The organism is Roseovarius sp. MBR-154 (assembly GCF_053628595.1).
Genome location: NZ_JBRJGR010000002.1, coordinates 127966 through 151880 on the forward strand (window position 1 = coordinate 127966; position 23915 = coordinate 151880).

Sequence of the window (23915 nt, forward strand, 5' to 3'; positions counted from 1 at the left end):
AGGATTTGAGTATTTATGGCAAGATGAAGCCATCATTCGCCTCTCGGAAAGCGCTGGTTCTCTTCCACGACATTGAGGTCCATGTGGTTGCGCATGTAGCGCTCGGAGGCCTGCTGCAGCGGCTGGTAATCCCACGGGTAATAGCCCCCCTGACGCAGCGCCTCGTAGACCACCCAGCGGCGGGCCTGGCTCTCGCGGACCTGGGCATCAAAAGCATCAAGATCCCAGCGCGCCGCGGCCTTGGCCTGCAATTGCGCCAGCGTCCCGGCATGGGCGGGGTCATCGGCGAGGTTGGTCAGCTCATGCGGGTCGGCCTCCAGATCGAAGAGCTGATCGGGGTCGAGCGCGCAGCGATTGTATTTCCAACGCCCGTAGCGCAGCGAGACGAGCGGCGCGTAGGACGCCTCGGCGGCGTATTCCATCGCCACGGGGGCCTCGCGTGTCCCGCCCTGCCCGAGATGGATCAGCGATTGCCCCTCTGTCCAGGGCATGACCTCGGACATGTCAGCCCCGGCCAGATCGCAGAGCGTCGGGCAGACGTCGATGGTGCTCACCGGATCGGTCACAAGTCCCGGTGTCATGTCCGGCGCGCTGATCATCAGCGGCACCCGCGCCGACCCTTCGTAAAACGACATCTTGAACCACAGCCCGCGCTCGCCCAGCATGTCGCCATGATCCGACACGAACAGGATCACCGCCTCCTGCCGCGTCGCCTCCAGCGCCCCCATCACCTCGCCGATCTTGTCATCAAGATAGGAGATATTGGCAAAATAGGCGCGGCGGGAGCGGCGGATATCCTCGTCCGAAATGTCGAACGAGCGCCAGTCATTGGCGTCAAAGATGCGCCTGGAGTGGGCGTCATGGTCCTCGTAGTCCATCGCCGGAACCTGCGGCAACAGGTGCTCGCACGCCTCGTAGAGATCCCAGTATTTGCGGCGCGCCACGTAAGGATCATGCGGATGGGTGAAACTGACCGTCAGGCACCAGGGCCGCGCGTCATGGCCGCGCGCGAGATCATAGACCTTGCGAGTGGCGTTGTAGGCGACCTCATCGTCATATTCCATCTGGTTGGAAATCTCGGCCACGCCGCTGCCGGTCACCGAGCCCAGATTGTGATACCACCAGTCGATCCGCTCGCCGGGTTTGCGGTAGTCCGGCGTCCAGCCGAAATCGGCAGGATAGATATCGGTGGTCAGGCGCTGCTCGAAGCCATGCAGCTGATCGGGGCCGACGAAATGCATCTTGCCGCTCAGGCAGGTCTGATAGCCCGCGCGGCGCAGGTGATGGGCATAGGTGGGAATATCCGCCGAAAACTCGGCGGCATTGTCGTAGACGCGGCTGCGCGAGGGCAAGAGGCCGGACATGAAACTCGCCCGCCCCGGCGCGCAGAGCGGGCTTGCCGTGTAGGCATTGGCAAACCGGGTCGACCGCGCCGCCAGCTTGCGCAGGTTGGGCGTGTGCAGCCACTCCGCCGGGCCGTCCGGGAACAGCGTCCCGTTCAACTGGTCGACCATGAAGATCAGGATATTGGGGCCGCGGGTCATTGTTCCTCCTGTGGCAGGCTGGTTTCGAGGTAATGCAGAAGCACGGCGATGGCGGCCTCGGGAGCGATGCCGCCCTCGCCCAACGCCTGGCGGATATAGAGCCCGTCGATCATTGCGGCACAGCCCCGGGTCAGCGTGCGCGCCTCGGACCCGGCGATTCGCCGCAGGGCGTGATGCAGGTTGGAGCGCAGCCGCCGCTGGTAGATGTGCAGCAATCGCCGGGCGTCGTCCGAACGCTGCGCCTGCACGTAGAAATTGAGCCAGGCCGAAACCATTTCGGGGCGGAACTGCACCGGGGTGAAACTGGCGCGGATGATCGCCTCCACCCGCTCGCGCGGGGTTTTGGCCATGATCAGCGCGCCGCGCACCTCGGCCCCGTAGAGGGTCAGGATATGGCGCATCGCGGCCACGAAAATCTGTTCCTTGGAGCCGAAATAGTGATGCGCCAGCGCCGAGGACATCCCCGCCCGCCTGGCGATCTGCGCCACGGTCACGTCGAGCGAGCCGCGCGCGCCGATCTCGTGAATCGTCGCCTCGACCAGCGCACTGCGCCTGATGGGCTCCATTCCGATCCTGGGCATTTGCCCCTCCATCTGCGTGCTTGCCTGTCTGGCCTAATCGTGTTTAATTGACGCGTCAATCAATAAAACCGGAGGTTCAAAACCGGCACCATCCGCCCCTCGGGACATCATCGACGTTGTAATTCACTGCACCGTCATATTAGCCTACTCTTATCGCAACTGACCGCCGCGGAACCTGGGGCACCCTGCCCGTTCGCCCGCAGAGCAAGGTCAGGATCAATAACGCAAAGGGAGACCACCAACATGACCATCCTCAATTCCGGCCGCATGAATCGTCGCGGCTTCATGGCCACGACCGCCGGTGCGGCACTTGTCGCGGGCCTGCCGCTGCGCGCGCGCGCCGAGCCCAAGCGCGGCGGCCATCTGCGCGCCGCCATCGGCCACGGCCAGACCACCGACACGCTGAACCCGGCGACCTATGAAAACAGCTTTACCACCTCGATGTCCTTCGCCATCCATGGCCGTCTGACCGAGGTCGCCGCCGACGGCAAGCTCAAGCCCGAACTGGCCGAAAGCTGGGAAGCCTCCGACGATGCCTCGGTCTGGCGCTTCAAGCTCCGGCCCGGCGTGACCTTTCATTCCGGCAAGGAAGTCACCGTCGAGGACGTGGTGCAGTCGATCAATTTCCACCGCGGCGAGGATTCAACCTCCGCCGCCGGGCCCATCGTAGCGCCGATTCAGGACATCGCCACAGAGGGCAGCGACACCGTGGTCTTCACGCTCGACGGCGGCAACGCGGACTTCCCGTTCATCCTCAGCGACTATCACCTGGTGATCTGCAAGGCCGAGGGCGACAGCATCGACTGGCGATCGGGCGATGGCTGCGGCAGCTACAAGCTCAAGGATTTCAGCCCGGGCGTGTCCTTCGCGGTCGAGCGTCACGAGGGCCACTGGCGCGATGACGTGGCCTGGTTCGACAGCGCCGAGGTACTGGCCGTGGTCGATCAGAACGCCCGCACCTCCGCGCTCGTCTCGGGCGACGTGGACGTGGCCGACCGGCTCGACCTCAAGACCGTGGGCCTGCTCGCACGCCGCCCCGATATCCAGATCAACTCGGTCGCGGGCACCCAGCATTACACCTTCGCAATGGACACCCGCGCCGAGCCCTACAGCAACAACCACGTGCGCCTTGCGCTGAAATACGGCATCAACCGGCAGGAACTGGTGGACAAGATCCTGTTCGGCTACGGCTCGGTCGGCAACGACCATCCGATCGGTCAGGGGCAACGGTTCTACAACACCGAACTGGAGCAGAAAGCCTACGACCCCGACAAGGCGAAATACCACCTCAAGCAGGCCGGTCTCGACAGTGTCGATGTCTCGCTCTCGGCGGCCGACGCGGCCTTCGTCGGCGCGGTGGATGCCGCCGTGCTCTATCAAAGCTCGGCCTCCGAGGCGGGCATCAACCTCACGCCGGTGCGCGAGCCGAATGACGGCTACTGGTCCGATGTCTGGATGAAAAAGCCGTTCTGCGCCGTCTACTGGTCGGGCCGCTCGGTCGAGGATCAGATGTTCTCGACCGCCTACAAATGCGGCGCGGCCTGGAATGACAGCTTCTGGTGCAACGACCGCTTCGACGAGCTGATGCTCAAGGCGCGCTCGGAACTCGACGACGACAAGCGCCGCGAGATGTATTTCGAGATGCAGGCGCTGGTCAGCAACGAGGGTGGCGTGGTCGTCCCCATGTTCGCCAACTACGTCTTCGGCAACTCGACCAAGATCGGTCATTCCGACGTGATGGGGTCGAACTGGGATGTGGACGGCCAGCGCTGGATCGAGCGCTGGTGGATGGCCTGACCCTGACCGCCTGACGGATATGCCGGGGCCCGGGGGTAGCATCCTCCGGGCCCTTGGCCAAGCGGGCCGCGCGCCCGGACAATCCATAACGGGAGAGACATGATGACCCTCAAGACCACCCTTTCCGCCCTTGCCCTCGCCACCGCCGCGGGCCCTGCGCTTGCCAATTGCGAGAGCATCACGTTTTCGGACGTCGGCTGGACCGACATCACCGCCACCACCGCTGCGACCACCGTGGTGCTGGAGGCTCTGGGATACGAGACCGAGACCAAGGTGCTCTCGGTGCCGGTGACCTACACCTCCATGGCCGCCGGTGACATCGACGTGTTCCTGGGCAACTGGATGCCTACGATGGAGGGCGACATCGCCCCCTACCGCGAGGCGGGCACCGTCGACACCGTGCGCGCCAATCTGGAAGGTGCCAAATACACGCTCGCCACCAATGCCGTCGGGGCCGACCTCGGCATCACCTCCTTCGACACCATCGCCGAGCATGCCGAGGCGCTCGACAGCACCATCTACGGCATCGAGCCGGGCAATGACGGCAACCGCCTGATCCTCGAAATGATCGACTCGGGCGCCTTTGGCCTCAAGGGCTTCGAGGTCAAGGAAAGCTCCGAACAGGGGATGCTCGCACAGGTCAGCCGCGCCGACCGCCGCGAGGAACCCATCGTCTTCCTCGGTTGGGAGCCGCACCCGATGAACGCCAATCACGACATGACCTACCTGACCGGCGGCGACGACTGGTTCGGCCCCGATCTGGGGGGTGCCACGGTCTATACCAACACCCGCGCGGGTTATGTCGAGGAATGCCCGAACGTGGGCAAGCTGCTCACCAATCTCGAATTCACGCTGGCCATGGAAAACGAGATCATGGGCGCGATCCTCAATGACGGCACCGACCCGGAAGAGGCGGCAAGCGCCTGGCTTCAGGCCAATCCCGGCGTGCTCGACGGCTGGCTCGACGGCGTGACCACCCAAGGTGGCGGCGACGCGTTGGCGGCGGTCAAGGGCGAGTTGGGTCTGTGAAGATGACACTGGCGCGCCTCCCGCAATCGGAGGCGCGTCGCTCACCTAAAGCCGCACAGAAAACATGAACCGCATCTTTCGCCCCACTTGCGGCCTCGCCGACTGGCGCGCCGGATTGGCCGATCCCGACAAGCATTGGCGGGCCGGGTACTCGGCCATGGCGACGGCCCAGAGCTGGGAGGCGGCGGGTGGTGCGCTTCCTCCGGAGATCGCCCGCCTGCTTGGGGGTACTCCGGAACTTCTGTTTGCTTTCCCCGAACACAAGGTGCCGCTGCCGGGGGGACGACGCGACAGCCAGTGCGATGTATTCGCGCTTGTGAGAGAAGGGCCCAGAACCATCAGCGTCGCGGTAGAGGCCAAGGTCGCGGAGCCGTTCGGCGACACGGTCGGTGTCTGGGTCAAAGACGCCAGTCACGGCAAGAGGGACAGGCTGATGGCCCTATGCGACTGGCTTGATCTGTCCTTTCCACCGCCCGAAACCCTGCGCTACCAGCTTATCCACCGAACCGCGGCTGCGATCGCAGAGGCTAAACGCTTCGGCCTGAGAGACGCGGCAATGATTGTTCAATCCTTTTCTCCCGAGGCCAGATGGCTTGGAGATTTCGAAGACTTTGCCGCAGCACTCGGGATCGAGGCAGGCCATGATCGGGCCGGGTCCAAAGTCTTGCCCAATGGGATGGCGCTGACGCTCGGATGGGCGCAAGGTGATGCGCGGTTCCTGACCGACCTTTCAGACAGCGTATCCACTCAAGGAAAGGCTTCCTCATGGACTGGCTGAGCGATCACAAGATACCCGTGGGCCAATGGGCCGAGGATTTCTTTCTCTGGCTTCAGGACAATGCCGCAGCCTTCTTCGATGCGCTGGCGATCCTGATGGAAACCCTGATCGACGCGTTCCTCTGGGTGCTGCAAACCCCGCACCCGCTGGTGATCATCGTCGTTTTCGTCGGCCTCACATGGGCGCTTCAGCGCAACTGGAAGACCTGTCTATTCGTGGCCCTCGGGTTTCTCTTCATCCTGAATCAGGGCTATTGGGAGGAGACCACCGAAAGCCTCACGCTGGTGCTGTCGTCCTGCATCTTCTGCATGGCCATGGGCGTGCCCATCGGCATCGCCGCCGCTCACCGCCCCCGGCTCTATGACGGGATGCGCCCGGTGCTCGACCTGATGCAGACGCTGCCGCCCTTCGTCTACCTGATCCCGGCCATCGTGTTCTTCGGCATCGGCATGGTGCCGGGGCTGATCGCCACGGTGATATTCGTGGTCCCCGCCCCGATCCGCCTGACGCATCTGGGCATCTCCAACACGCCACAGCCGCTCTTGGAGGCGGCGCAGGCCTTTGGCGCCACCAACCGCCAGACGCTCTGGAAGGTCGAACTGCCCTACGCCCTGCCGCAGATCATGGCGGGGCTCAATCAGACCATCATGCTGTCGCTCTCGATGGTGGTGATCGGCGCGCTCGTGGGCGCGGACGGTCTCGGCGTGCCGGTGCTGCGCGCGATCAACACCGTCAATATCGCATTGGGCTTTGAATCGGGCCTGATGATCGTCGTCGTCGCCATCGTGCTCGACCGGATGCTGCGCATGGAGGGCCGCAAATGACCGAGGCCAGCGTTCATTTCAAATCCGTCTCCATCGTCTTCGGCGACGCGCCCGAGACCGCCCTGCCGCTGATGGACGAGGGGCAATCGCGCTCCGATATCCAGCAGGCCACGGGCCAGGTTCTGGGCGTGCATGATTGCGACCTGTCGGTGGCCCCCGGCGAGATCCTCGTGCTGATGGGCCTCTCGGGCTCGGGCAAGTCCACGCTGCTGCGGGCGGTCAACGGCCTCAACCCGGTGGCGCGCGGCATGGTCGAGGTGCATGACGGCGCGCAGATGGTCGACGTGACCCATGCCAACGCCGCCACCCTGCGCCGCTTGCGTCAACGGCATATCGCCATGGTGTTCCAGCAATTCGGCCTCTTGCCATGGCGCACTGTGGCCGAAAACGTGGGGCTTGGCCTCGAGCTTGCGGGCATCCCAAAGGACGAACGCGCACAGCGGGTCACCGATCAGCTCGCCCTCGTCAATCTCTCGGACTGGGCCGACCGCAAGGTAGGCGAGTTGTCGGGCGGCATGCAGCAGCGCGTGGGCCTCGCCCGCGCCTTCGCCACCGATGCGCCGATCCTGCTGATGGACGAGCCCTTCTCGGCGCTCGATCCGCTCATCCGCAACCACTTGCAGGACGAGCTCATCGACCTGCAAAAGAAGCTGGGGCGCACCATCATCTTCGTCAGTCACGACCTTGACGAGGCGTTCAAGCTGGGCGACCGGATCGCCATCATGGAAGGCGGGCGCATCGTGCAATGCGGCACCCCGCAGGAAATCTTCACCAACCCGGCAACCGACTACGTGGCCGAATTCGTGGCCCATATGAACCCGCTCGGCGTGCTCTGCGCCCGCGACGTGATGGAGGCGGCCTCAGGTACGCCCACCTCGACCGTGCCGCCCGATGCGACCATCCAGCAGGTGATGGAAAAGGCACAGGGCCACGACACGCCGGTGGGTGTGGAGGAGAACGGTAAACTCCTCGGCCAGATCACCCGCAACCGCATCCTCGCCAAGCTGCTCGACCCGCGCTGCTGAGGCGCTGCGCCGGGGCGTGCCTCCCGTCAGAACACCGGCCAGTCCGCGAGGCTCTCGACCGCGCGCCCGATCCGCCAGCCCTCGCCGTCCGGCTCGGCGATCCGGGTCAGGGCGCGGCGTGTCTCCTCGGGCAGGTCGCCCTCAGCACTGACCCGCAGATCGAGCCGCGCCGAGGGCGCCCCCAACACCCCCTCCAGCGTGCCCTCGGCGCGCAGCACCGGCCCCGAAAGCGACAGCGGCACGCGCCAGCCCCCGGCCCGGTCGCTGACCAGCACCGCCTCGCCGGTATCAATCTCGACCGGGCCCAGTTGGCCATCGGTCAGCGTGACCGCCCCGCCAAGCCCGCGCAGCTGCCGCCCCGGCCAACCGATCTCGGCGTGCAGCCCCTCAACGCGCAACAGCCCCGATTGCACCACCCCGCCAATCAGCGCGGGCAGATCGGACAGCAGGATATCGCCGCTCAGACCCGTGATCTCGACCCGGTCGCGCGCCCATGTCAGGGCCAGCTCGCCGCGCGCCTCCACACCCGCGCCGGTGACCGCGATGGCCCAGACCGGCCCTTCCGCCTCGACCCGCTCAAAGCGCCAGCGCAGATCGACCGGACCCGGCAGGACACTGGGCCGCAGCCCGTCCGCCTGCCCGCGCCAGAGGGTCGAGGAGCCCGTCACCGGGGCCGTCCAAGCGGGCAGGATCTGCGGGCTCACAAGCCGCAGATGCGCCATCCGCCCCTCGCTCAGCCCGGCCAGAGCAAGGCCCAGAACCAGCCCGAGACAGATCAGCAGAACGCGGCTCATCGGATCGGCACCAGCCGCAGATCGGCAGCCACCACATCCTCGCGCGCGCCGCGCTCGAAGGTAAAGCCCGCCAGATCGTAGCCCCAGCTATCGGCCTGCGCGCCCAGCCATTCGGCGAGCGCGGTAAAGCGCACCTCGTCGAAGCGCAGGGTAATGCCGCCATCGGCGCTGTTGGCCAACTCGCTCGCCGCCGCACGCAGGTCGGCGTCGCGCAGGCTGGCCTCGATACCGCTGATGCCGATAGGATCGGTCGCGCGGGCCGTTACACGCCCCTCCCCCGCATCCCGCCGGAGCGTGGCATAGGTCACCGCCTGATCGGCCACCCAAAGCTCGGTCGCGCGCGCCTCGGCCACCGCCTCGCGCGCCGCCGCGCGCTGCTCGGTCAGTGGCAGGGCAACGCCATAGACAAGCCCCACGGGCAGCACGACCAGCGCGAGCACGGCCAGAAGCCACCGCTCCCGGCGGCTCAGCCCCAGAAGAAACCCGACCAGACGGTCCATCATCGCGCTCATCTTTGTCCCCTTTGCGTGACGGCCATGGCAAGCACCGCCTCGACGCCGCTATCCTCGCGCGTCACCGATTGCGCGACACGCGCCTCGGTTCCCGCTGCCCGCAGCGCGGTCACCAGCGCATCGAGCGCCGCAAAATCGGCGATCTGCAGATCCATCACCAAGCCTGCCCCCGGCTGATAGCTCACCCGCGTGACGGTCAGGTCATGGTCGCCCAGCACCATGCCCGCCTGCCGCAGCACGTCGAGCGGGCGCGCCTCGGTCTCCGCCTCCGCCTCGGCGCCGCGCGCCCGGTCGATCACCTGCGTGACCTGCGTGCGGATATCGAGGATCGGGCCGGTCGGGATCATCACGTCGCGCAGGATGCGCTCGGCATTCTGGCGGTAGGCAAGGCTCTGATCGCGCAGCGCCGCCATATCCATCAGGATCGCGCCGATCCAACCTGCGAAGCCCAGAACCGCCAGCACCACCGGCAGCCGCAACCGCCGCAGACTGCGATGCATCTCGGCCCGTTCCGCGCCCGGATCGCGCGCCAGATCGAGCGCCAGTTCACCATGCGCAAAGCGGCGCGGCGGCTCAACATCATGTTCGGCGAGCGCGGCCGCCTCACGACAGACCGGCAACGCCCGCGCCGCAAGCCATGCCTCGATCTCGGACGGCACCTCCCCCTGCCACAGGATCGCGCGCGGAGGGGCCGTCTCGGCCGCCTCCTGCAACAACGCCAGCGCCAGATCAGGCTCGGCGGCAAAGCCGTCGTCCAGACCGAGCCGCGCGCGAATACGCGCCGCGTCGGCCTCGACCACCCACAGACCCGGTGCGGCGGGCAGCGCAAGATAATCGGGCAGGATCGCGCGGCAGAGCGCACCCGCCGGGGCGACCGCCCTGGCCCAATCGGTGCGCGCCCCTGCCTCGGCCACCAGCATGCGTTGCCACGCCTCGGGCGTCTCTCCGAGCCGGGCGGGGCGCGCATCGAGCCCCGCCTCAGCCCCACCATAGGCATCGCGCAACTGCCGCCGCGCCACCCGTTCGCGCGCTGTTCCCTTGAGCGCGCCCGGCAGATCAAGCGGAATGAGCGGCACCGCCCCGCCCGGCACCACGGCAACGAAGGGCCGAGCCGGAAACGCCCCGCCCGTCTCGAGGTCATGAACCGGCAGGGGTGCGGTTGCGTCGCGGGATTTTCGCGGTTTCAAGACGCTCATGGTTGGACCACCCGGCGATGTTCGATTGTCGTGGCCCCGGTGAGCCGTGAGCGTTCGACCGTCAGGACGCGGCTTTGCGCGCGGCCGTCAAGCCATAGCTCGAAACTCACCTCGAACCGGTTGCTCGACACGGTGAACCCGCCATCGGGCACCTGCGCCTGCGCAACGGCCCGCGGGTGGATCAGGTTTTCCGCACGAAGGGTGAAATCGCTGCGCGACTCAAACGGCAACCGGGCACGCTCGGCCATGAACCGCGCGATCCCCGCCGGGTTGGCGGTGGGCAAAACCGCGCCCAGCACTTCCGCCGAGGCGGTGTTGACGTTGAGCCCCGTGCCCGGCGGCAGCGCCGCGACATGCGGCAAGAGGCGCGCATAATGCGGCTCGGTCATGCCGCGCACGAGACGCAGTTCCTCGATCCGGTCGATCGCCGCCCCGCGCGGCCGCACCGGCACCGCGCGCGCCGCATAATCCCCCGCGCGCACCGGTCCGCGCGCCTGCACGTAACCGGCAATCTCGGGCCCCAGATCGACCGGCAGGCCAAGCGTGCGCAACAACCGCTCGAAGGATTGCGCCGCCGCCAGATCCGACGGCGCGCTCAGGCTGTTGACGTTGAACCGGCCCTGCAGGTCGCGGATCTGCCCGCGCAGCAGCCCCCGGTCAATCTCGGCGTCAAACCGTTCGCGCGCCCACCCTTCCTGCAGATGATCGAGGCCCTGATCGCGCTCCCAATCGGCGCGCAGCACCGGGTCAATGAGAAACTCGGCGGCATCGAGATGCAGCGCCGCCTGCTGGCTGATCTGCAGATCCTCGACCCGGACGCGGCTGGTCTCGGCGCGCAGCATCAGCCCCGCCGCCACCGCCGAAATCGCGGCGACAATAATCAGCGCATTCAGAAGCGCGATGCCGCGATCCCGCCTCATGGCCAGGCCACCATCACGCGCAGCGGGCCATAGCGTTCCGAGTCGATCCGCACCTCCACCGCCTTGGGCAATTCGGTGCGCGCCAAGGGATTGGGCTGCCCCCAACCGTCGATCCATCCCTCCTCCGGCCCGGCATAGGAGCGGACCTGAAACCCGGCGATCCGGTCGAAAATCTCGGTCTCGGGCGCAAGCGCCTGCGCGGAGGCGGGCCGCAGCACCGGCCAGACCTGCCGGGTCAGCCGCTCGTCCTGCCGGTCATGCCGCCAGATCACCCGCTCCTGCCCGGCCAACAGCGCCTCGGGCAGCACCGTGCGCCCCGCGGTGGTGAGCGCAAACCAGCCATCCTCGGCGCTGCGATCCAGCAGCGGCGGCTGCGGGTCGGGTGTCGCGGGCGGCCAGAACACGGACCCCGAGGCGGATTTGAGATCGGCGCGCAAGAGCGTCAGCCCACGGGCCAGCGCCGCGGCCTCTTCATCGGCCACGGTCAACCGGTCGCGGGCCCGCATCATGCCGCTGAGCGCCTGCAGTCCCATCACCGCGACAAGCGCGAAAATCGCCATCACCGCCACCAGTTCCAGCAGCGTCAGGCCCCGGTCGGACGCAGCGTCCCTCATGGGAACACCTCGGTCCTGGCGATCACCGCGATGCGCCCGCCGGGTTGCCCATCGGTGCGCGCAACAATCGTGGCCTCGGTAAACCCGGCGCGCGTCGCCTCTTCGGAGATCTCCAGCGTCCAGTCGAACGGGCCATAGCGCACCTGCCGCGACAGGTTCACCGCCTCGCGCGCGCCCAGAAGGCGGTATTCCTCGGCCCGGTTGAGCGCGACCTGCATCGCCATCACCCGCGCCGCCTCGCCGCCAAGCGCGCGGCCGGCGTGATCGGCGCTGCGCAGTGCGGCGATGGTGCCGATGGCGAGCACGAACACCGCGATCACCAGTTCCAGCAGGGTCACCCCCCGTGTGGCAGTGCCGCCCGTGCTCATATCCCCTCGCAATCGAGACCGGCAAACCCGGTGGAGCGGCAGCGGCTCAGCCGCTCATTGGCGATGAACGTGACCTCGAACGGGGTTACCTGCCCGTCAGGCAAAAACAGCAGATCGGGCAGCGGATCGCCCGGCAACTCGCGCGGGAAGATCGGGCCATCCGCAGTTTCAAACCGCACCTCGCCACGAAATTTCTGTATCGTACCAACGGCTTGCCACCCCTCACCCTCCGCATCCGGCGGCGCTGGCGCAAGCGTCTGCCAGCCCTCGGGCACGATGGCAATCCCCTGCTGCGCGTGCCCAAGAATGGCGCGGTCGCGCAGCCGCACATAGGCGGCGGCAAAGCGGGTCACATCCGCCTCGGCGCTGTCGCGGGTGCTGACCGCAAAGGTCGCGCTGATCGAGAGCGTGGCGATCACGGCGACCACCACCACCATTTCCAGCAAGGTGAATCCCGTCTCGCCGCCCGGCGCTATTCGTCCCATGACCCGATATCCGCATCCACGCCCTCGCCACCGGATACGCCATCCGCACCGAGCGTGAAGATATCGAATTCGCCATGCACCCCGGGTTGCAGATACTGATATTCATTGCCCCAGGGGTCCTTGGGCAGCCGGTCGATATAGCCGTTCTGCGCGTAGTTCTGCGGCACCGGCTCGGTGCCCGGCGCCTCGACCAGGGACCGCAACCCCTGTTCGGTCGTCGGATAGCGGAAATTGTCCAGTTTGTAGAGCTTCACCGCCCCCGACAGCACCGACAGATCGGACTGCACCCGCGCCACCCGCGCCTGATCGGGGCGGTCGATGATGCGCGGCATCACGACCAGTGCGAGGATCGACATGATCACCACCACGACCATCAATTCCAGCAAGGAAAACCCGGCCTCGCCGCCACTGCGGCGGGCCGTCCGGATAGAGCGGCGTGAGGTATTGATTTGCATGGTAAAATCTGTCCGTAAAAGCGTGTAGACTACAGCCAGAATCATAAAGCATGGGCAGGCCCATGACAATCGAAGCCTTGGCCTCCTGTCCATTTTTCACAGCCCGGATCCGCAATGCCCGACACCGCGCCGCTCGCCTTCTTCCTGATCCTGAGCGGGGCCGCCGTCGGCTCGTTTCTGGCCGCATGGGCCGACCGGCTGCCGCGCGACGAGAGCATCGTCGGTGCGCCATCGTGCTGTCGCGGCTGCGGGATGCGGATCGGCTGGCGCGATCTGGTACCGGTGGTGGCGTGGCTCGCTCTGTCGGGGCGATGCAGGGCATGCGGTGCGGCGATCCCGCGACGCCTGTTCTACGCCGAAATCATCGGTATGGGCCTTGCCATCCTCGCCATTTGGGTCGCCGCAACGCCGCTGGAAATGGTCCTCGGCGCGCTCTGGCTTTGGGGCCTCTTCGGTCTCGTGCTGTGCGATCTGTCGGATTTTCGCCTGCCCGATGCGCTGACCGGTCTGCTGATCCTGACCGGCAGCGCGATGGCGTGGAGCGACCCCGCGCGCGGCCTGCCGGATGCGCTGATCGGGGCCGGGGCCGGGGCGGGGGCGTTTCTGGCCATTCGCCTTGCCTATCAGATGGTGCGGCGGCGCGAGGGGTTGGGGCTTGGCGATGTCAAGTTGATGGCTGGCATCGGGGCGGGTCTGGGCTGGGCGGCGCTGCCGATGGTCGCGCTCGTCGCAGCGCTTGGTGCCCTGACGGTGACGGCGGCGCGGGCGTTGCGCGGGGCACGTGCCGATGGCAGCACTGAAATTCCGTTCGGAGCCTACCTCGCGGCGGCGGCGGCCGTGATCTGGCTCTGGCTCTGAAAAGGCACGGGCGGCAGGTTGCCCCACCGCCCGCTACGTACCACAAGGCCCATTACTCAAAACCTAGGGTACGATCCACTCGCTGACGACACGATAGCCGTCGCGCTTATCCGGCGCCAGTTCAGCAATGAACGCGCCTTTCGAGGCAAATCGCTGTCCCGGCCCCAATGCAAGCTCGGGATGGGTGCCGGGATTCAGCTCATTCTCTGCCTCATGCTCGATGATTTCAAGCATGTAATCGCGGTAAAAGTCGTTGATTATATGCATAAGTCCAAACTCTGCCATCGTCAGGGCATAATAGGTCTGCAACTGGATGCGCGGATGCGTGACCTCCAGCCGCCGCGAGTGCATCCAGCCCCTAATCCGGAATTTGCGCGGGTGGTATGAGTCGGGCTCGTCATAGGGCCAGACCAACCGGCTGCGCGCGATGAGATCGGGCGAGAACGCCTTGACCGCACTGTCCTGCGTGGCCGACGGCAGGTAAATCCGTGCCGCGCCGGGCGGGCTTTTGGCCACAACGGCAACCGCCTCTGCCGCGTCCTGCGGCCAGATCACCAGGGTGTCGGCATCGCCATGCGCGGCCAGCGCGGCGCGCAGCCCCGCCTCATCCGCATAGGACACCGTCTCGACTTGCGTGTCTTTCAGGACCATCGCCATCGTCTCTTCAAAGGCGCGGGCGGGCCGACTGCCTTGCGGGCCGGTACCGTGGATCTGCACGACGCGAGACGGCGGTGCCTCTTGATCGCCAAGGTAAAGACCAAGCGCCTCGGCCTCCAGCGGCAGACCGCGATTGAAGAAGACCGAATAGCCATAGCGCCCTTCGCCCGGCGTCGGCAGTTCGGCATTGGGAAAAAGACAGGGCAGATGCTTGGCGTCGCAAAATGCACCGATCTCGTCCCAGGGCCCTTCGACCAGACCGCTGATCGTGGCGAAGACCGGCTGTTCGGCATATTTCGCCTCAAGCTGCGCGCGCCAAGTTTCTGGCGGCCCTTCGAGACGCCAGACATGCAACTGCCAATAGCGGTAGGCGGAGATGAAGTTCGACCGGTAATTGGGCGAGAAGGTCGGATTATGGGTGTCGCCCTCGGTGTCCTTGTTCAGCCATTCGAAGAACAATTCCATCGTGCGCAGCATGGCGTCCGCCTCGGCGGGATCGGCATCCGGGCCGATGACCGTGGCGAAATGGATATCGCGCCCGGTCACGCCGGGGTCGATCTCGGCGGACAGCGTCTTGAGATAGGCCGAGAGGTTCGCCACATCCGCCGTACTCAGGTCATAGCGCGGCATGATCGGGTCGAACTCGTGCCCGGCCGCATCCACCCCGTCGCGCAGCGCCCGCGCCAAAAGCGCGTCGTCATAGGCGGGCCGCATCCGCGGCTGCCGCACGCGCGCCCAGAATCCGGCGGGCTGCACCTCCTGGTAGAGATCCTTGAACATGCGGTTGCGGTTCGCCGTCTTGGTCTGGAACAGCACCGAGCCGATGATCGGCGGCACGTAATTGCCGCCCTCCGAGGTGCCGAAGCCGCTCGGGCGGTGGCAGTTGACACAGGAAAACTGAACGCCGGTCACGTCCACATCGCCCTGTGTCACGCCGGTGATCGGCTGGCCGTCGGCCCCGATCCCCTCCCAGTAGAGGGTACGGCCAAGCTCTGCATCGCCCGTCTGCCCCGCCCCGGCCAGAACCGGGGCCGCGACCAGCCCGAGGACAAGCGCCGCGACCCGCAGCGCGGGTGTCATCGACATGCGGCTCATCAGTTCACCTCGGGGCGCAGCAGGGCCGCATATTCCTCAGCCAGTTCCTCGGACCCGAGCAGACCTTCGAGCCGGAGCCAAGGTGTGTCCTTGCCCTGGCGCAGGAAGGTGAGCGGGCGGTGATACATCTTGTTCTCGCCCTTGTAGACCGCATCGAAGGCGCGCACGACGGTGAAAATGTCGTCGAACGGCCCGGTCAGCATGACCCAGTTGTCCCGCGCAGCGTGCAGGTCGGCATAGGCGCGCAGACGGCGGGGCGTGTCGTAATCCGGGTCGATCGAGATCGACACCATCAGATAGCTGTCGTCGATCGCCGCCAGATCCTCTTGTGTCTGGCCGAAGGTGGCGCTCATCACCGGGCAGATCGTGGCGCAGCTGGTGAAAATGAAATTCAGCACCACCGGCCCGTCATACGCCATCAATTCCGCGAAGTTCACCTTTTGCGCATTCTGATTGCGCAGGGTGACGGCGGGCATCACGTAGTCATTCGCGCTGCGCTTGTACTGGAACCCGTCGGGGCTCATCGCCCCCTCGAAGGTGTTTTGGTCATCCATGCCAAGATGATCGGGCATGCGATGATCCATCGTGGCGTGGGTCTCGCCTTGGGGCATGTCATGACCGGCGTGGTCGCCATGGCCGGAATGATCGTCTTGCCCGGCCTGTGCATCGCCGTGGTCGTGACCGGCACTTTCCTGCGCGCCGTGATCATGCGCGGCAGGGTCATGACCCGAATGATCGGCCAGCCCAGGCGCGGCAAGGGCCAGAAACGAAACCGCCGCCAGACTCAGGCGGGCCGAACGCGGAACGATATTGAAAACGGTCATGTCACATCTCCGAGTGAGCGAGCAATGTCTCGAATGAAGCCCGGCCCCGGCGGCCGATACGCCGCCGGAGCCGGATTTTTCAGGTCGTCAGTGGACCGACCACACCGCCACGTCGTGGTGCAGCGCATCGAACTGATACATCCGCAGGCGTCGCGACGGCTCGTAGGTGAAGTTCACGATCACGTCGTGCTCGCCGATGCCATCGGTGTTCACGTAATCGGAGATCTCCTGCTGCATCCCGCCCCAGGCAAGGCCATTGCCAAGACCGGCCACGCGGTTGTTCGGCTCCCATCCCAGCGTGCCGAACGGTGTCGGCGAGGCGGTGTCCGGCCGCACCGCAGGCGGCACCGGGATCGGTCCAAGGCCGGCAATGTGGATCCAGAAGTAGTTGCGCCCGAAGGTGAAGAGCGGACCGGCACCACCGACCGGCAGCGTATTGTGGAAGGTATTCTCCCACCCGCGCAACCCGCCGAAATCGACCAGAACATACGCATGCGGGAAGTAATCGCCGTTCAGAAGCTGAACGTTGACCGTATCGCCACGCTTGTCCCATAGACCGGGCTGCATCCGGATTTCCCCGTCGCCATCATGGCCCTTGATCTGGCCATACATGGTGTTGTTGAGGAACGCGACCGTGATATCGGCATCCTCGGCCATCTCATAGCCGGTCGGAAGCGAACGCCGGTTCTGCCAGTCGTAAAACGCCTGACGGACCAGTTCCATCTGCGCCTGAACGGTCGCCCCGTTGAGACCGTAGAAGTTACGGCGGGGGTCATTTCCGGGGTCGAGATTGGCCATCTCGCGGAACATCCGCCACATGCGCTTGGCCGGGGCCGTGTCGCCGATCATGCCGATGGCATTGAGCTTGGCCTCTTCGCTGGCACGCGGATTCTCACCGAAAACAGCGATTTCGGCAAAGTTGCGCGGACGCGGATTGCCGTCCGCATCCAAACCAAGCGGCACAAGCACGTTCTCGGTGACCTGCACGCGCGGCGGGTGGTTACGCCAGCCCCAGTGGTAGCTGAGGTTCCAGAAGCGTGCCGGCGGCATCTTCATGTTGAGCGTATATTCCAGCCCCTCTTGCATCGGAAAGAATGTCTGGTCCATGCCCGCATTCGGAATGCGCGGGAACACCGCGCCGCCCTGCGTCAGATCCGGCCCACCGACATCGCTGAGGTCCATCTCGTTCGGATCGTCGAAGAACATCGCGTAGGGCGCGAAATCCTCGTGACCGCGGTTGAGGATCTTGACGACATACTTGATCGTCCATTCCTCGTCATTGACAGCCGTCGGGTCGATGTAGGCCACGTCCGATTCGATATGGGTGTCATACCAAAGCTGGGTAACCGTGACCGATTTGGTTTCAGGATCGACCGCCTTGGTCTTGAGCCCGCCCAGATAGTGCAGAAGCGGGAAACCCTCGTATTCACGATCGCGGAAGCGACCGCGCAGCCTGTTGCCTTCGATGATATCCACCCCGTGCCGTGCCAGACGGCTCAGCTGACCGGGGTTCACCCGGCGCGGAAATTCATAGCAGAAGTTAAAGCCTTGGAAGTTGCGGCAAACCTTGTGCGGCTTGGAGATTCCCTCGATCCGGTCCATGATGAAATCAAGATCGTCGGTCGGCGAGGTCTTGTTGATCGCGCGGGTCACCGGATCGTCATGCAGGTTGTAGGGGTTTTCCGGCGTTGACGGCAGGGTGTTCGGGATCTCGTTGCCCCGGCACGTCTTGAGGTTCTCATAGACCGTCGGAAGCATGTTGGACGGGTTCGGCGTAAAGCTGTCCCCGTTCGGGAAATCCGGATTCGCGGGAAATACGGATTGTCCGCTTGCCGTCGTGAGTTCGGTCACCGTGGGCGCGCCTTGCGGTGTGCCATCGGGGTTCATCAACAGTTCGAAAGTCACCGGGTCCCGCAACCCGTTGTCCCGGCGGGACTCGAACGGCGTGCGGGGCTGCTGACCCGAGTTGAACTGATCTATACAGAACGGGTTGATCATCGACAGGTTGCCCGTCGGTTCCGGAACGAGGCCGAGTGACTGCGACCAGGCAGGCGCCCCTCCCAGTGTGACTGCGGCGGGCAATGCCATCACCGCGGCCAGTCTCATGGATTTGCGAAACATTTCAGTGTCTCCGTTTCAAATTCTGTGCTGGACGCCCGGTTTCCCGGGGCCAGAGGTCCGGTCAGACCTCGCGATTGTGGTTGCGCGGGTCCTTCAGGTCGAAGACGCGCGGCCCGGCACGGCGGAACTTTTCGCCCGGCTGATGTGCAGGCTTCGGCATCACCCAGGTGACACGCTCGGCGGCATCGTCGGGGCGGATGTCATAGGGGAACGTCCCCCACAGACCTGCCTTGCCATTGCCGTAAAAGACCACATCAACCTTGCGCTTGCCGGGCAGTGTCGCATGGCTCATGCGATACATCCGGAAGGCAAGATCGGCACAGTGTTGCGGCGTCCCGGTCAGGAAATGCCAGCCTTCGGGCGCGTTCAATTCGCGCGCATAGGCGGCCATCCGGCTGGGCGTGTCATGCTCGGGGTCGCGGGTGATCGAATACACGAACACGTCCCGCCCGACCTTGTCGCCCAGTTCCTGCACGACCTTCGCGATGTTGCGGGTGATCGGCAGGTGCTGCTCGTCCCGCAGGCTCATGAAGTGCATCATCACGACCTTGTTCTCGATAAAGCCCTCGTAAAAGGCCATCCCGAGACCATCCTGATTGACCATCATCACGTTGGGGAATGAATCCCGCGCGTTCTGGTCGATAACCCCGCCGCTGTTGATGGGGTTACACAGGATCGGCGTGTCATTGGGATTGACCCCTGCCGCTGCGTCTCGCAGCCGCGCACGGGCCTCCGAGGCTGCCGCCGCCGCACGTTCCTGCGAGTTACCGGGCGTGGTGTAGAACCCCGCCGTTGCCCCCGCAGCCGCCGCGACAGGCAGGCTCGCCATGAATTGACGTCTGTTAGTCATGTCTTTTCCTCTCGTCTTTCAGAGAATTCCTGTACGGCGTGCTCAGTCACCCTGACCCGGCTCGACGATGTCCCAGCGGATCATCATGGCATGGTCTTCGTGAACGACGTTGTGACAGTGCATCACGTGCTTGCCGAAGAAATCGCGCCAGCGGCTGAAAAAGGTCACCTCGTCACCGGGTCCAAGCTCCACCACGTCCTTGCGCGACCGCTCGACCGCGCTTGGCGGACGACCATTGATCTCGAGGATCTGGAACTCTTCGAAATGGGTGTGAACCGGGTGTGCCCAGGCGTTCCCCTCGTTGCGGAAGGTCCAGATCTCGGCAGAACCCTGCTCGATCTTGGCATCCACACGGTTGGGATCCATCAGGCGCCCGTTCACCGTCCATAGCCCGTTGTCATAGTCGAAGACGAACAGACGCTTGCGGCGCACTTCGGACATGCGGATCCTCGGCAATACGCGCATTTTGGAGGGGATACGCGAGGGATCGTTCAACCTGCGGCCCTTGGCACGGAACTCCATCACCGGGATCATGTCGTCGCCTTCCAGCGTGTAGCCGGTCGGACCTGCGCCATCGGAACGGATCTCCATGTCGTTCCAGACCTGGATCTTGTCACCATCGCGGTAGCGCGAGAAGTCGACGATGACATCGTGACGGTTGGCGACGAACAGCTTGATGTTCGGCTCGACCAGCGGTGCCTCGAGCAGGTTGCCGTCGTTCGACAGAACAATCCAGTCGTCGAAATAGGGATCGTCACCATTGGCCGGCACAACCTTCAGACGCAGATTGTAAAGCCGTGACGGACCCCCGTTGAGGAAGCGGAATCGATACTTGCGCCGATCCACATCGAGATAGGGGGTGATGATCCGGTTGACCGTCACCCGGTCGCCGGTCATGCCCTGCGTGGTGTATTGCAGGCGGTTGGAATCGAACGTGTCCGGCGTGCCCTGCGAGTTGCCGACCTCGACCGGCTCGGGGCGCGCCTCGGGATTGGGCTGATCGCCATCGGGCAGGAAGAAATCCCAACGCGCCTGACCTTCGGATGTGAACTGCACATCGTGCAAGATCAGCGGGATATCGTATTTGCCAGAGGGCAGCCGGAAGGCGCGCGGATTGCGATCTTCTTCGTTGTTCGAATCCCGCTCATCGAACAGCAGGTAGAACCCCGAGAAGCCCGCATAGACGTTGGTCGCCGTGAAATCGAGCCGGTGATCGTGATACCAAAGGGTATTCATGATCTCTCTGTTGAACGCGTCCCATCCATCCGGCGATCCGGCCGGGAAGTTGGCATAGTGATGATCCCAGAATTCACCGGGGTTGAAGAAGTCCTGCGGAATACCGTCCGATTCAGACGCGGTATGCCCGTTATGCAGGTGGACCGTCGGCGACGGCAGCGCGAACTGCACATTGCCCTGACCGACCGGCGGCAGAATGTTGTTGCGACGCAGAAAGACCGGCTCGCCGTAATAGGCGTGATAGGTCTCGCCCGGGGTGATGCCATTGAAACCCCAGTGCCACGACCCCACATCAGGATCTCCATCGCGACCGACGACACCTTCGGTACCGTCACCATAGGGGGGCTGCCAGTGGTACTTCCATCGGAATTCCGACATCACTTCCTGGTAATGCTTCTGCGGCGGAAAATCGTCGAACCGCTGATGGCGCGCAGGCTCGATCGGCGGATCGTAGGTGTTGGGGTCGATCGGTTCCGCGACCGGCATGATGTTGAGCGGGGCCGTGAACGGCTCAACAAAGGGGCTGGGCTCGGTCACGATACTGGGTTGGAACGTATCGGGAAAAACCAGCCCGTCCTGGGGCAGACCATCTTCGGCACTGTCGGGCCACTGTTCGATCTCGACCGCGCCTGCCTGCGATGCAACGGCAGTTGCACCAGCGGCACCGAAGCCGAGCTTCAATGCGTCTCTTCGTTTCATGCTTTGTCCTCCAGCAGATAAAGCGTATGAACTATGTATTAGATGGCGCCACACATGCCGCCACCGCCCTCGTGCCATGCATGCCACGAGTCAGAAGGGCCCAGGACCCCGTGAAGGAAAGCAGCCCTGAAAGGGCCGAATACCTTATGGTTCGAGCAACACGCTCGACAGTTTGGAGAACAGGCCGGAAGAATGAGTAATGTGTGGCCCGCGCGGGCCCATGGCCCGCCGATTTGTTTTTAATTTATAAGAGCTATGAGCCCCCTACGTTCCGCGCTTGAGCACGGTATTTCCTGTTTTTTGTCGTTGCGATCACCCCCGAACTCTTCAACTTTTAGCAGAGTCCGGCACTGACCGTGACGAAATGACACCATAAAAGCACCGAGATAACAATGGTAACATTCTCGTGATCGGATCGTGATAATGCTTTGAGCACTGACTGCCTGGAATTGGCATTTCCCAACTATTTGACATTCATAGATTTTTTTCGAAATTCGGCCAGACAAAAACACTGAAAAAAAGTTGAAGTATCAGGTCTCGGGAAGGTTTGTTGCAGCTCACGGACCTGTGACAGCGCGTCGCAGCCTAGCCACGCCCGGTGATCCGCACCGTGATCGTCCGCCGTTGCCCCTCACGCAGGATCTCAACCGCGAATTCGTCCGACTCATCGAGGATCGCCGTGGCGTTCTCCAGCGTCTCCGGATCGGACACCGAATAGCCATTCACCCGCAGCACCACGTCGCCCCGTTTCAACCCGATCAGGTCATAAAGCTGCCCTTCGCGCACCCACAGGATCTCGGGCACCAGATCACCGCGTCCGCCATTTGGCGTGATCATCCGGATACTGCCCGCGCGTCCCAGCACACGGCGCATGTCGCGCCCGGCAAAGGCGCTGACCGGCAGATCTGTCTCGGTCTCGACCACGCCGCCGCCGACCATGCGGTTGAACATCTCCTCGCGCGTCTCCTCGAAGGCGATCAGCACCGCCTCGCCCGCGCGGTCGATCCGAACGCCTTCGCCTTCGATCGCCAGCACCGTCTCGCCCCCGATCAGACGGTCCCCCTCGCGCACGATGCGGTCGCCATCGCTGGCCTGCAGGATCGCCCAGCCCGCCGCGCCATCCGCCACCAGGCCGATCAGGCGATAGGTCTCGACTTTTCTGGGCGGCGCCTGCGCCTTGGGCGGGTCGGGGACATAAGGATCAAACACCGGCGGCCACTCGTCGGGCAGCGCGGCGGGGGCGGCATTCTCGACCGCCGCAAGCGCCGCGCCGATCTGCACCGGTGCGGGCGGCGCGGCGCGCTGCCCCAGCACCGTGAGCGCCAGCTGTCCGCCGCCATAGCCAAGCATCACAGCCGCGCCCAGCACCACAAGCCCCTGCCCGCGCATCGGCTCAGCCCTCTGTCGCAGGGCATCGCGCCGGGCGTGCCACATATCGTGCGGATGCGTGCATAGGAAAGGCTTCCTGTTCTCTCATCGGAGGGGTCATACAAATGAGACGGGCTCATCACCGCGAGCATAGACCACAGCGCCGGGGCGCGGCAACTCTCTAGAACGCATCCGGCAACGGGGCCACGCTCAGCGGCAATCGCCATGTGGCGGGATCGGTGCGTTCCCCCTCGGGCCGCGCCAGCAGGACCTGCGCGTGGAAATGGCCGGTCGTCTCGACGCCCTCGGTGTCATGCCCTGCCGCCTGCGCATTCTCGATGGCGCGGGCCTGTTCCTCGGCGCTCTCGAAGCGGCGATGCACGAAAGGCGGCAGCGGCAGCACCTCCTGCACCATCCCATGTGCGTGCAGCACCTCCGCCGCCGCCGCACGCTCGTTGCCGCGAATGGGCGAGGTCATCAGCCAGGGCTTGACCGGGCCGCAGGCCGCCAGCATCCGGTCGAGCGCGCGCGGCATGAGTTGCGCCACCGAACCGCATTCCACGATCATGTCCGCCTGCGACAACTCAAGCGCGAGTGCGTCCGACGGATCATTTGTCTCCAGATCCTCGGCGAATGCAGCATCAAACAGACCCACCTGCGCGCCATAGGCCACCGCATTGGGCATCACGTCGAGCCCGGCAAAGCGAATAGCCACATCCCGCCTGCGCCGTTCCGCCAGCCACGCGCGGTCCCGGTCCATCACCTCCTGAGGCGTCGCCGCCTTGAGGCGCGGCGCGCGGTAGCGGCGCAGCACCTCCTCCAGCGTCACGTCATGGCCCATCAGCAGGCTGACGATCCCGTAACTGCTTGCGAAATCGAACACCCTCGGCGCGTCCAGCCCGCGCAGGCGCATCACCTCGTCCAGCCCCGCGCGAAACGCCGCCACCGCGTGATGCTGATTGCGATACCCCAGCGCATCCATCATCCGGAAATAGGCCCGGCAATCGGGCTGATCGTAGGTTTCGTCAAAGATCGTGACGAAATCGGTGGTCGGAGTCTCTTTCGGTGGGGCTATCGGCATGGCATCTCTCCGGCTCCGGCGCGGGCGGCGCCGGACCCAACCTTGCCCTGCGCCGCGCGTTTTACAAGGGCGTTCACGCGCGCTTTCACATCGGCGCACGCAACCGTGACGGGCAGTTCGGCTTTGGTAACAATATTTCGCGCCGCTTTCCGCAACGTGATCTTTCGTGTAATCCCTTGCCTTGCGCAGCCCCGCAATGCGGCG

At 64.8% G+C, this 23915-nt stretch carries 23 protein-coding genes; 6 read left to right on the forward strand and 17 right to left on the reverse strand.

From position 1 onward, the window contains the following. Nucleotides 1–32 precede the first annotated feature (32 nt). A complete protein-coding gene (gene betC, locus ACSSV4_RS03845; RefSeq protein ID WP_454273583.1) occupies nt 33–1544 on the reverse strand; it encodes a choline-sulfatase in 1512 nt (503 codons plus the stop codon). Further along, nucleotides 1541–2125 (reverse strand): transcriptional regulator BetI, encoded by a 585-nt coding sequence (gene betI, locus ACSSV4_RS03850; protein ID WP_454273584.1) that lies wholly within the window; start codon nt 2123–2125, stop codon nt 1541–1543. Before betI ends, betC begins: the two co-directional genes overlap by 4 nt. Before the next feature lie 243 nt (nt 2126–2368). On the opposite strand from betI, the gene ACSSV4_RS03855 reads away from it, so the two are divergent. The 5 genes from ACSSV4_RS03855 (at nt 2369) to choV (ending at nt 7578) form a co-directional block, all read left to right on the forward strand. Then, the gene (locus ACSSV4_RS03855) at nt 2369–3922 is read left to right on the forward strand and encodes an ABC transporter substrate-binding protein (protein WP_454273585.1); all 1554 of its coding nucleotides are present in this window, start codon (nt 2369–2371) and stop codon (nt 3920–3922) included. A 102-nt stretch (nt 3923–4024) separates the two neighbouring features. After that, nucleotides 4025–4951, forward strand: coding sequence for a choline ABC transporter substrate-binding protein (locus tag ACSSV4_RS03860; RefSeq protein ID WP_454273586.1), 927 nt, complete (start codon nt 4025–4027; stop codon nt 4949–4951). Nucleotides 4952–5015: 64 nt separating this feature from the next. Further along, nucleotides 5016–5729 (forward strand): DUF6946 family protein, encoded by a 714-nt coding sequence (locus ACSSV4_RS03865; protein WP_454273587.1) that lies wholly within the window; start codon nt 5016–5018, stop codon nt 5727–5729. Continuing rightward, the gene (choW, locus tag ACSSV4_RS03870) at nt 5717–6553 is read left to right on the forward strand and encodes a choline ABC transporter permease subunit (RefSeq protein ID WP_454273588.1); all 837 of its coding nucleotides are present in this window, start codon (nt 5717–5719) and stop codon (nt 6551–6553) included. The genes ACSSV4_RS03865 and choW overlap by 13 nt, the downstream gene beginning before the upstream one ends. Then, nucleotides 6550–7578, forward strand: coding sequence for a choline ABC transporter ATP-binding protein (gene choV, locus ACSSV4_RS03875; protein WP_454273589.1), 1029 nt, complete (start codon nt 6550–6552; stop codon nt 7576–7578). Before choW ends, choV begins: the two co-directional genes overlap by 4 nt. A gap of 26 nt (nt 7579–7604) precedes the next feature. Here choV and gspN read toward each other — a convergent pair whose 3' ends face one another. Genes gspN through gspG form a run of 8 tightly spaced genes read right to left on the reverse strand, consistent with a single transcriptional unit; the run spans nt 7605 to nt 12922 of the window. After that, a complete protein-coding gene (gspN, locus tag ACSSV4_RS03880; RefSeq protein WP_454273590.1) occupies nt 7605–8372 on the reverse strand; it encodes a type II secretion system protein N in 768 nt (255 codons plus the stop codon). Continuing rightward, nucleotides 8369–8884 (reverse strand): type II secretion system protein GspM, encoded by a 516-nt coding sequence (gspM, locus tag ACSSV4_RS03885; protein WP_454273591.1) that lies wholly within the window; start codon nt 8882–8884, stop codon nt 8369–8371. The genes gspN and gspM overlap by 4 nt, the downstream gene beginning before the upstream one ends. Beyond that, nucleotides 8881–10080, reverse strand: coding sequence for a type II secretion system protein GspL (gene gspL, locus ACSSV4_RS03890; RefSeq protein ID WP_454273592.1), 1200 nt, complete (start codon nt 10078–10080; stop codon nt 8881–8883). The genes gspM and gspL overlap by 4 nt, the downstream gene beginning before the upstream one ends. Then, nucleotides 10077–11000 (reverse strand): type II secretion system minor pseudopilin GspK, encoded by a 924-nt coding sequence (gene gspK, locus ACSSV4_RS03895; protein WP_454273593.1) that lies wholly within the window; start codon nt 10998–11000, stop codon nt 10077–10079. Before gspK ends, gspL begins: the two co-directional genes overlap by 4 nt. Further along, entirely contained in the window at nt 10997–11614 is a 618-nt protein-coding gene (locus tag ACSSV4_RS03900; RefSeq protein ID WP_454273595.1) for a type II secretion system protein GspJ, read from the reverse strand. Before ACSSV4_RS03900 ends, gspK begins: the two co-directional genes overlap by 4 nt. Continuing rightward, a complete protein-coding gene (locus ACSSV4_RS03905; protein WP_454273596.1) occupies nt 11611–11982 on the reverse strand; it encodes a type IV pilus modification PilV family protein in 372 nt (123 codons plus the stop codon). Before ACSSV4_RS03905 ends, ACSSV4_RS03900 begins: the two co-directional genes overlap by 4 nt. Then, entirely contained in the window at nt 11979–12467 is a 489-nt protein-coding gene (locus tag ACSSV4_RS03910; protein WP_454273598.1) for a type II secretion system protein, read from the reverse strand. Before ACSSV4_RS03910 ends, ACSSV4_RS03905 begins: the two co-directional genes overlap by 4 nt. Continuing rightward, nucleotides 12455–12922: a type II secretion system major pseudopilin GspG gene (gene gspG / locus ACSSV4_RS03915; protein ID WP_454273599.1), complete on the reverse strand. Its 468-nt coding sequence runs from the start codon at nt 12920–12922 to the stop codon at nt 12455–12457. The genes ACSSV4_RS03910 and gspG overlap by 13 nt, the downstream gene beginning before the upstream one ends. A 114-nt stretch (nt 12923–13036) precedes the next feature. On the opposite strand from gspG, the gene ACSSV4_RS03920 reads away from it, so the two are divergent. After that, on the forward strand, nt 13037–13780 hold the full coding sequence (locus tag ACSSV4_RS03920; RefSeq protein ID WP_454273601.1) for a prepilin peptidase: 744 nt from the start codon (nt 13037–13039) through the stop codon (nt 13778–13780). 63 nt (nt 13781–13843) lie between these two features. Here ACSSV4_RS03920 and ACSSV4_RS03925 read toward each other — a convergent pair whose 3' ends face one another. The 7 genes from ACSSV4_RS03925 to ACSSV4_RS03955 form a co-directional block, all read right to left on the reverse strand. Further along, complete coding sequence (locus tag ACSSV4_RS03925) at nt 13844–15532, reverse strand: hypothetical protein (RefSeq protein WP_454273602.1); 1689 nt, start codon at nt 15530–15532, stop codon at nt 13844–13846. Beyond that, nucleotides 15532–16356: an SCO family protein gene (locus tag ACSSV4_RS03930; RefSeq protein ID WP_454273603.1), complete on the reverse strand. Its 825-nt coding sequence runs from the start codon at nt 16354–16356 to the stop codon at nt 15532–15534. Before ACSSV4_RS03930 ends, ACSSV4_RS03925 begins: the two co-directional genes overlap by 1 nt. Nucleotides 16357–16443: 87 nt before the next feature. Next, nucleotides 16444–18462: a hypothetical protein gene (locus tag ACSSV4_RS03935; RefSeq protein ID WP_454273604.1), complete on the reverse strand. Its 2019-nt coding sequence runs from the start codon at nt 18460–18462 to the stop codon at nt 16444–16446. A gap of 76 nt (nt 18463–18538) precedes the next feature. Next, nucleotides 18539–19327 carry an SCO family protein gene (locus ACSSV4_RS03940; RefSeq protein WP_454273606.1) on the reverse strand — a complete coding sequence of 263 codons (789 nt, stop codon included), beginning with the start codon at nt 19325–19327 and terminating at the stop codon, nt 18539–18541. Between the two features lie 42 nt (nt 19328–19369). After that, the gene (locus tag ACSSV4_RS03945; RefSeq protein ID WP_454273608.1) at nt 19370–21262 is read right to left on the reverse strand and encodes a multicopper oxidase family protein; all 1893 of its coding nucleotides are present in this window, start codon (nt 21260–21262) and stop codon (nt 19370–19372) included. Between the two features lie 585 nt (nt 21263–21847). Beyond that, entirely contained in the window at nt 21848–22696 is an 849-nt protein-coding gene (locus tag ACSSV4_RS03950) for a hypothetical protein (RefSeq protein ID WP_454273609.1), read from the reverse strand. Nucleotides 22697–22811: 115 nt separating this feature from the next. Then, on the reverse strand, nt 22812–23711 hold the full coding sequence (locus ACSSV4_RS03955; protein ID WP_454273611.1) for a hypothetical protein: 900 nt from the start codon (nt 23709–23711) through the stop codon (nt 22812–22814). Nucleotides 23712–23915 lie beyond the last annotated feature (204 nt).

Bases quoted from the DNA above. Each gene is read 5' to 3' on its own strand.
- betC (WP_454273583.1), bottom strand. From the start codon at position 1,544: ATGACCCGCGGCCCCAATATCCTGATCTTCATGGTCGACCAGTTGAAC.
- betI (WP_454273584.1), bottom strand. From the start codon at position 2,125: ATGCCCAGGATCGGAATGGAGCCCATCAGGCGCAGTGCGCTGGTCGAG.
- ACSSV4_RS03855 (WP_454273585.1), top strand. From the start codon at position 2,369: ATGACCATCCTCAATTCCGGCCGCATGAATCGTCGCGGCTTCATGGCC.
- ACSSV4_RS03860 (WP_454273586.1), top strand. From the start codon at position 4,025: ATGACCCTCAAGACCACCCTTTCCGCCCTTGCCCTCGCCACCGCCGCG.
- ACSSV4_RS03865 (WP_454273587.1), top strand. From the start codon at position 5,016: ATGAACCGCATCTTTCGCCCCACTTGCGGCCTCGCCGACTGGCGCGCC.
- choW (WP_454273588.1), top strand. From the start codon at position 5,717: ATGGACTGGCTGAGCGATCACAAGATACCCGTGGGCCAATGGGCCGAG.
- choV (WP_454273589.1), top strand. From the start codon at position 6,550: ATGACCGAGGCCAGCGTTCATTTCAAATCCGTCTCCATCGTCTTCGGC.
- gspN (WP_454273590.1), bottom strand. From the start codon at position 8,372: ATGAGCCGCGTTCTGCTGATCTGTCTCGGGCTGGTTCTGGGCCTTGCT.
- gspM (WP_454273591.1), bottom strand. From the start codon at position 8,884: ATGAGCGCGATGATGGACCGTCTGGTCGGGTTTCTTCTGGGGCTGAGC.
- gspL (WP_454273592.1), bottom strand. From the start codon at position 10,080: ATGAGCGTCTTGAAACCGCGAAAATCCCGCGACGCAACCGCACCCCTG.
- gspK (WP_454273593.1), bottom strand. From the start codon at position 11,000: ATGAGGCGGGATCGCGGCATCGCGCTTCTGAATGCGCTGATTATTGTC.
- ACSSV4_RS03900 (WP_454273595.1), bottom strand. From the start codon at position 11,614: ATGAGGGACGCTGCGTCCGACCGGGGCCTGACGCTGCTGGAACTGGTG.
- ACSSV4_RS03905 (WP_454273596.1), bottom strand. From the start codon at position 11,982: ATGAGCACGGGCGGCACTGCCACACGGGGGGTGACCCTGCTGGAACTG.
- ACSSV4_RS03910 (WP_454273598.1), bottom strand. From the start codon at position 12,467: ATGGGACGAATAGCGCCGGGCGGCGAGACGGGATTCACCTTGCTGGAA.
- gspG (WP_454273599.1), bottom strand. From the start codon at position 12,922: ATGCAAATCAATACCTCACGCCGCTCTATCCGGACGGCCCGCCGCAGT.
- ACSSV4_RS03920 (WP_454273601.1), top strand. From the start codon at position 13,037: ATGCCCGACACCGCGCCGCTCGCCTTCTTCCTGATCCTGAGCGGGGCC.
- ACSSV4_RS03925 (WP_454273602.1), bottom strand. From the start codon at position 15,532: ATGAGCCGCATGTCGATGACACCCGCGCTGCGGGTCGCGGCGCTTGTC.
- ACSSV4_RS03930 (WP_454273603.1), bottom strand. From the start codon at position 16,356: ATGACCGTTTTCAATATCGTTCCGCGTTCGGCCCGCCTGAGTCTGGCG.
- ACSSV4_RS03935 (WP_454273604.1), bottom strand. From the start codon at position 18,462: ATGAGACTGGCCGCGGTGATGGCATTGCCCGCCGCAGTCACACTGGGA.
- ACSSV4_RS03940 (WP_454273606.1), bottom strand. From the start codon at position 19,327: ATGACTAACAGACGTCAATTCATGGCGAGCCTGCCTGTCGCGGCGGCT.
- ACSSV4_RS03945 (WP_454273608.1), bottom strand. From the start codon at position 21,262: ATGAAACGAAGAGACGCATTGAAGCTCGGCTTCGGTGCCGCTGGTGCA.
- ACSSV4_RS03950 (WP_454273609.1), bottom strand. From the start codon at position 22,696: ATGTGGCACGCCCGGCGCGATGCCCTGCGACAGAGGGCTGAGCCGATG.
- ACSSV4_RS03955 (WP_454273611.1), bottom strand. From the start codon at position 23,711: ATGCCGATAGCCCCACCGAAAGAGACTCCGACCACCGATTTCGTCACG.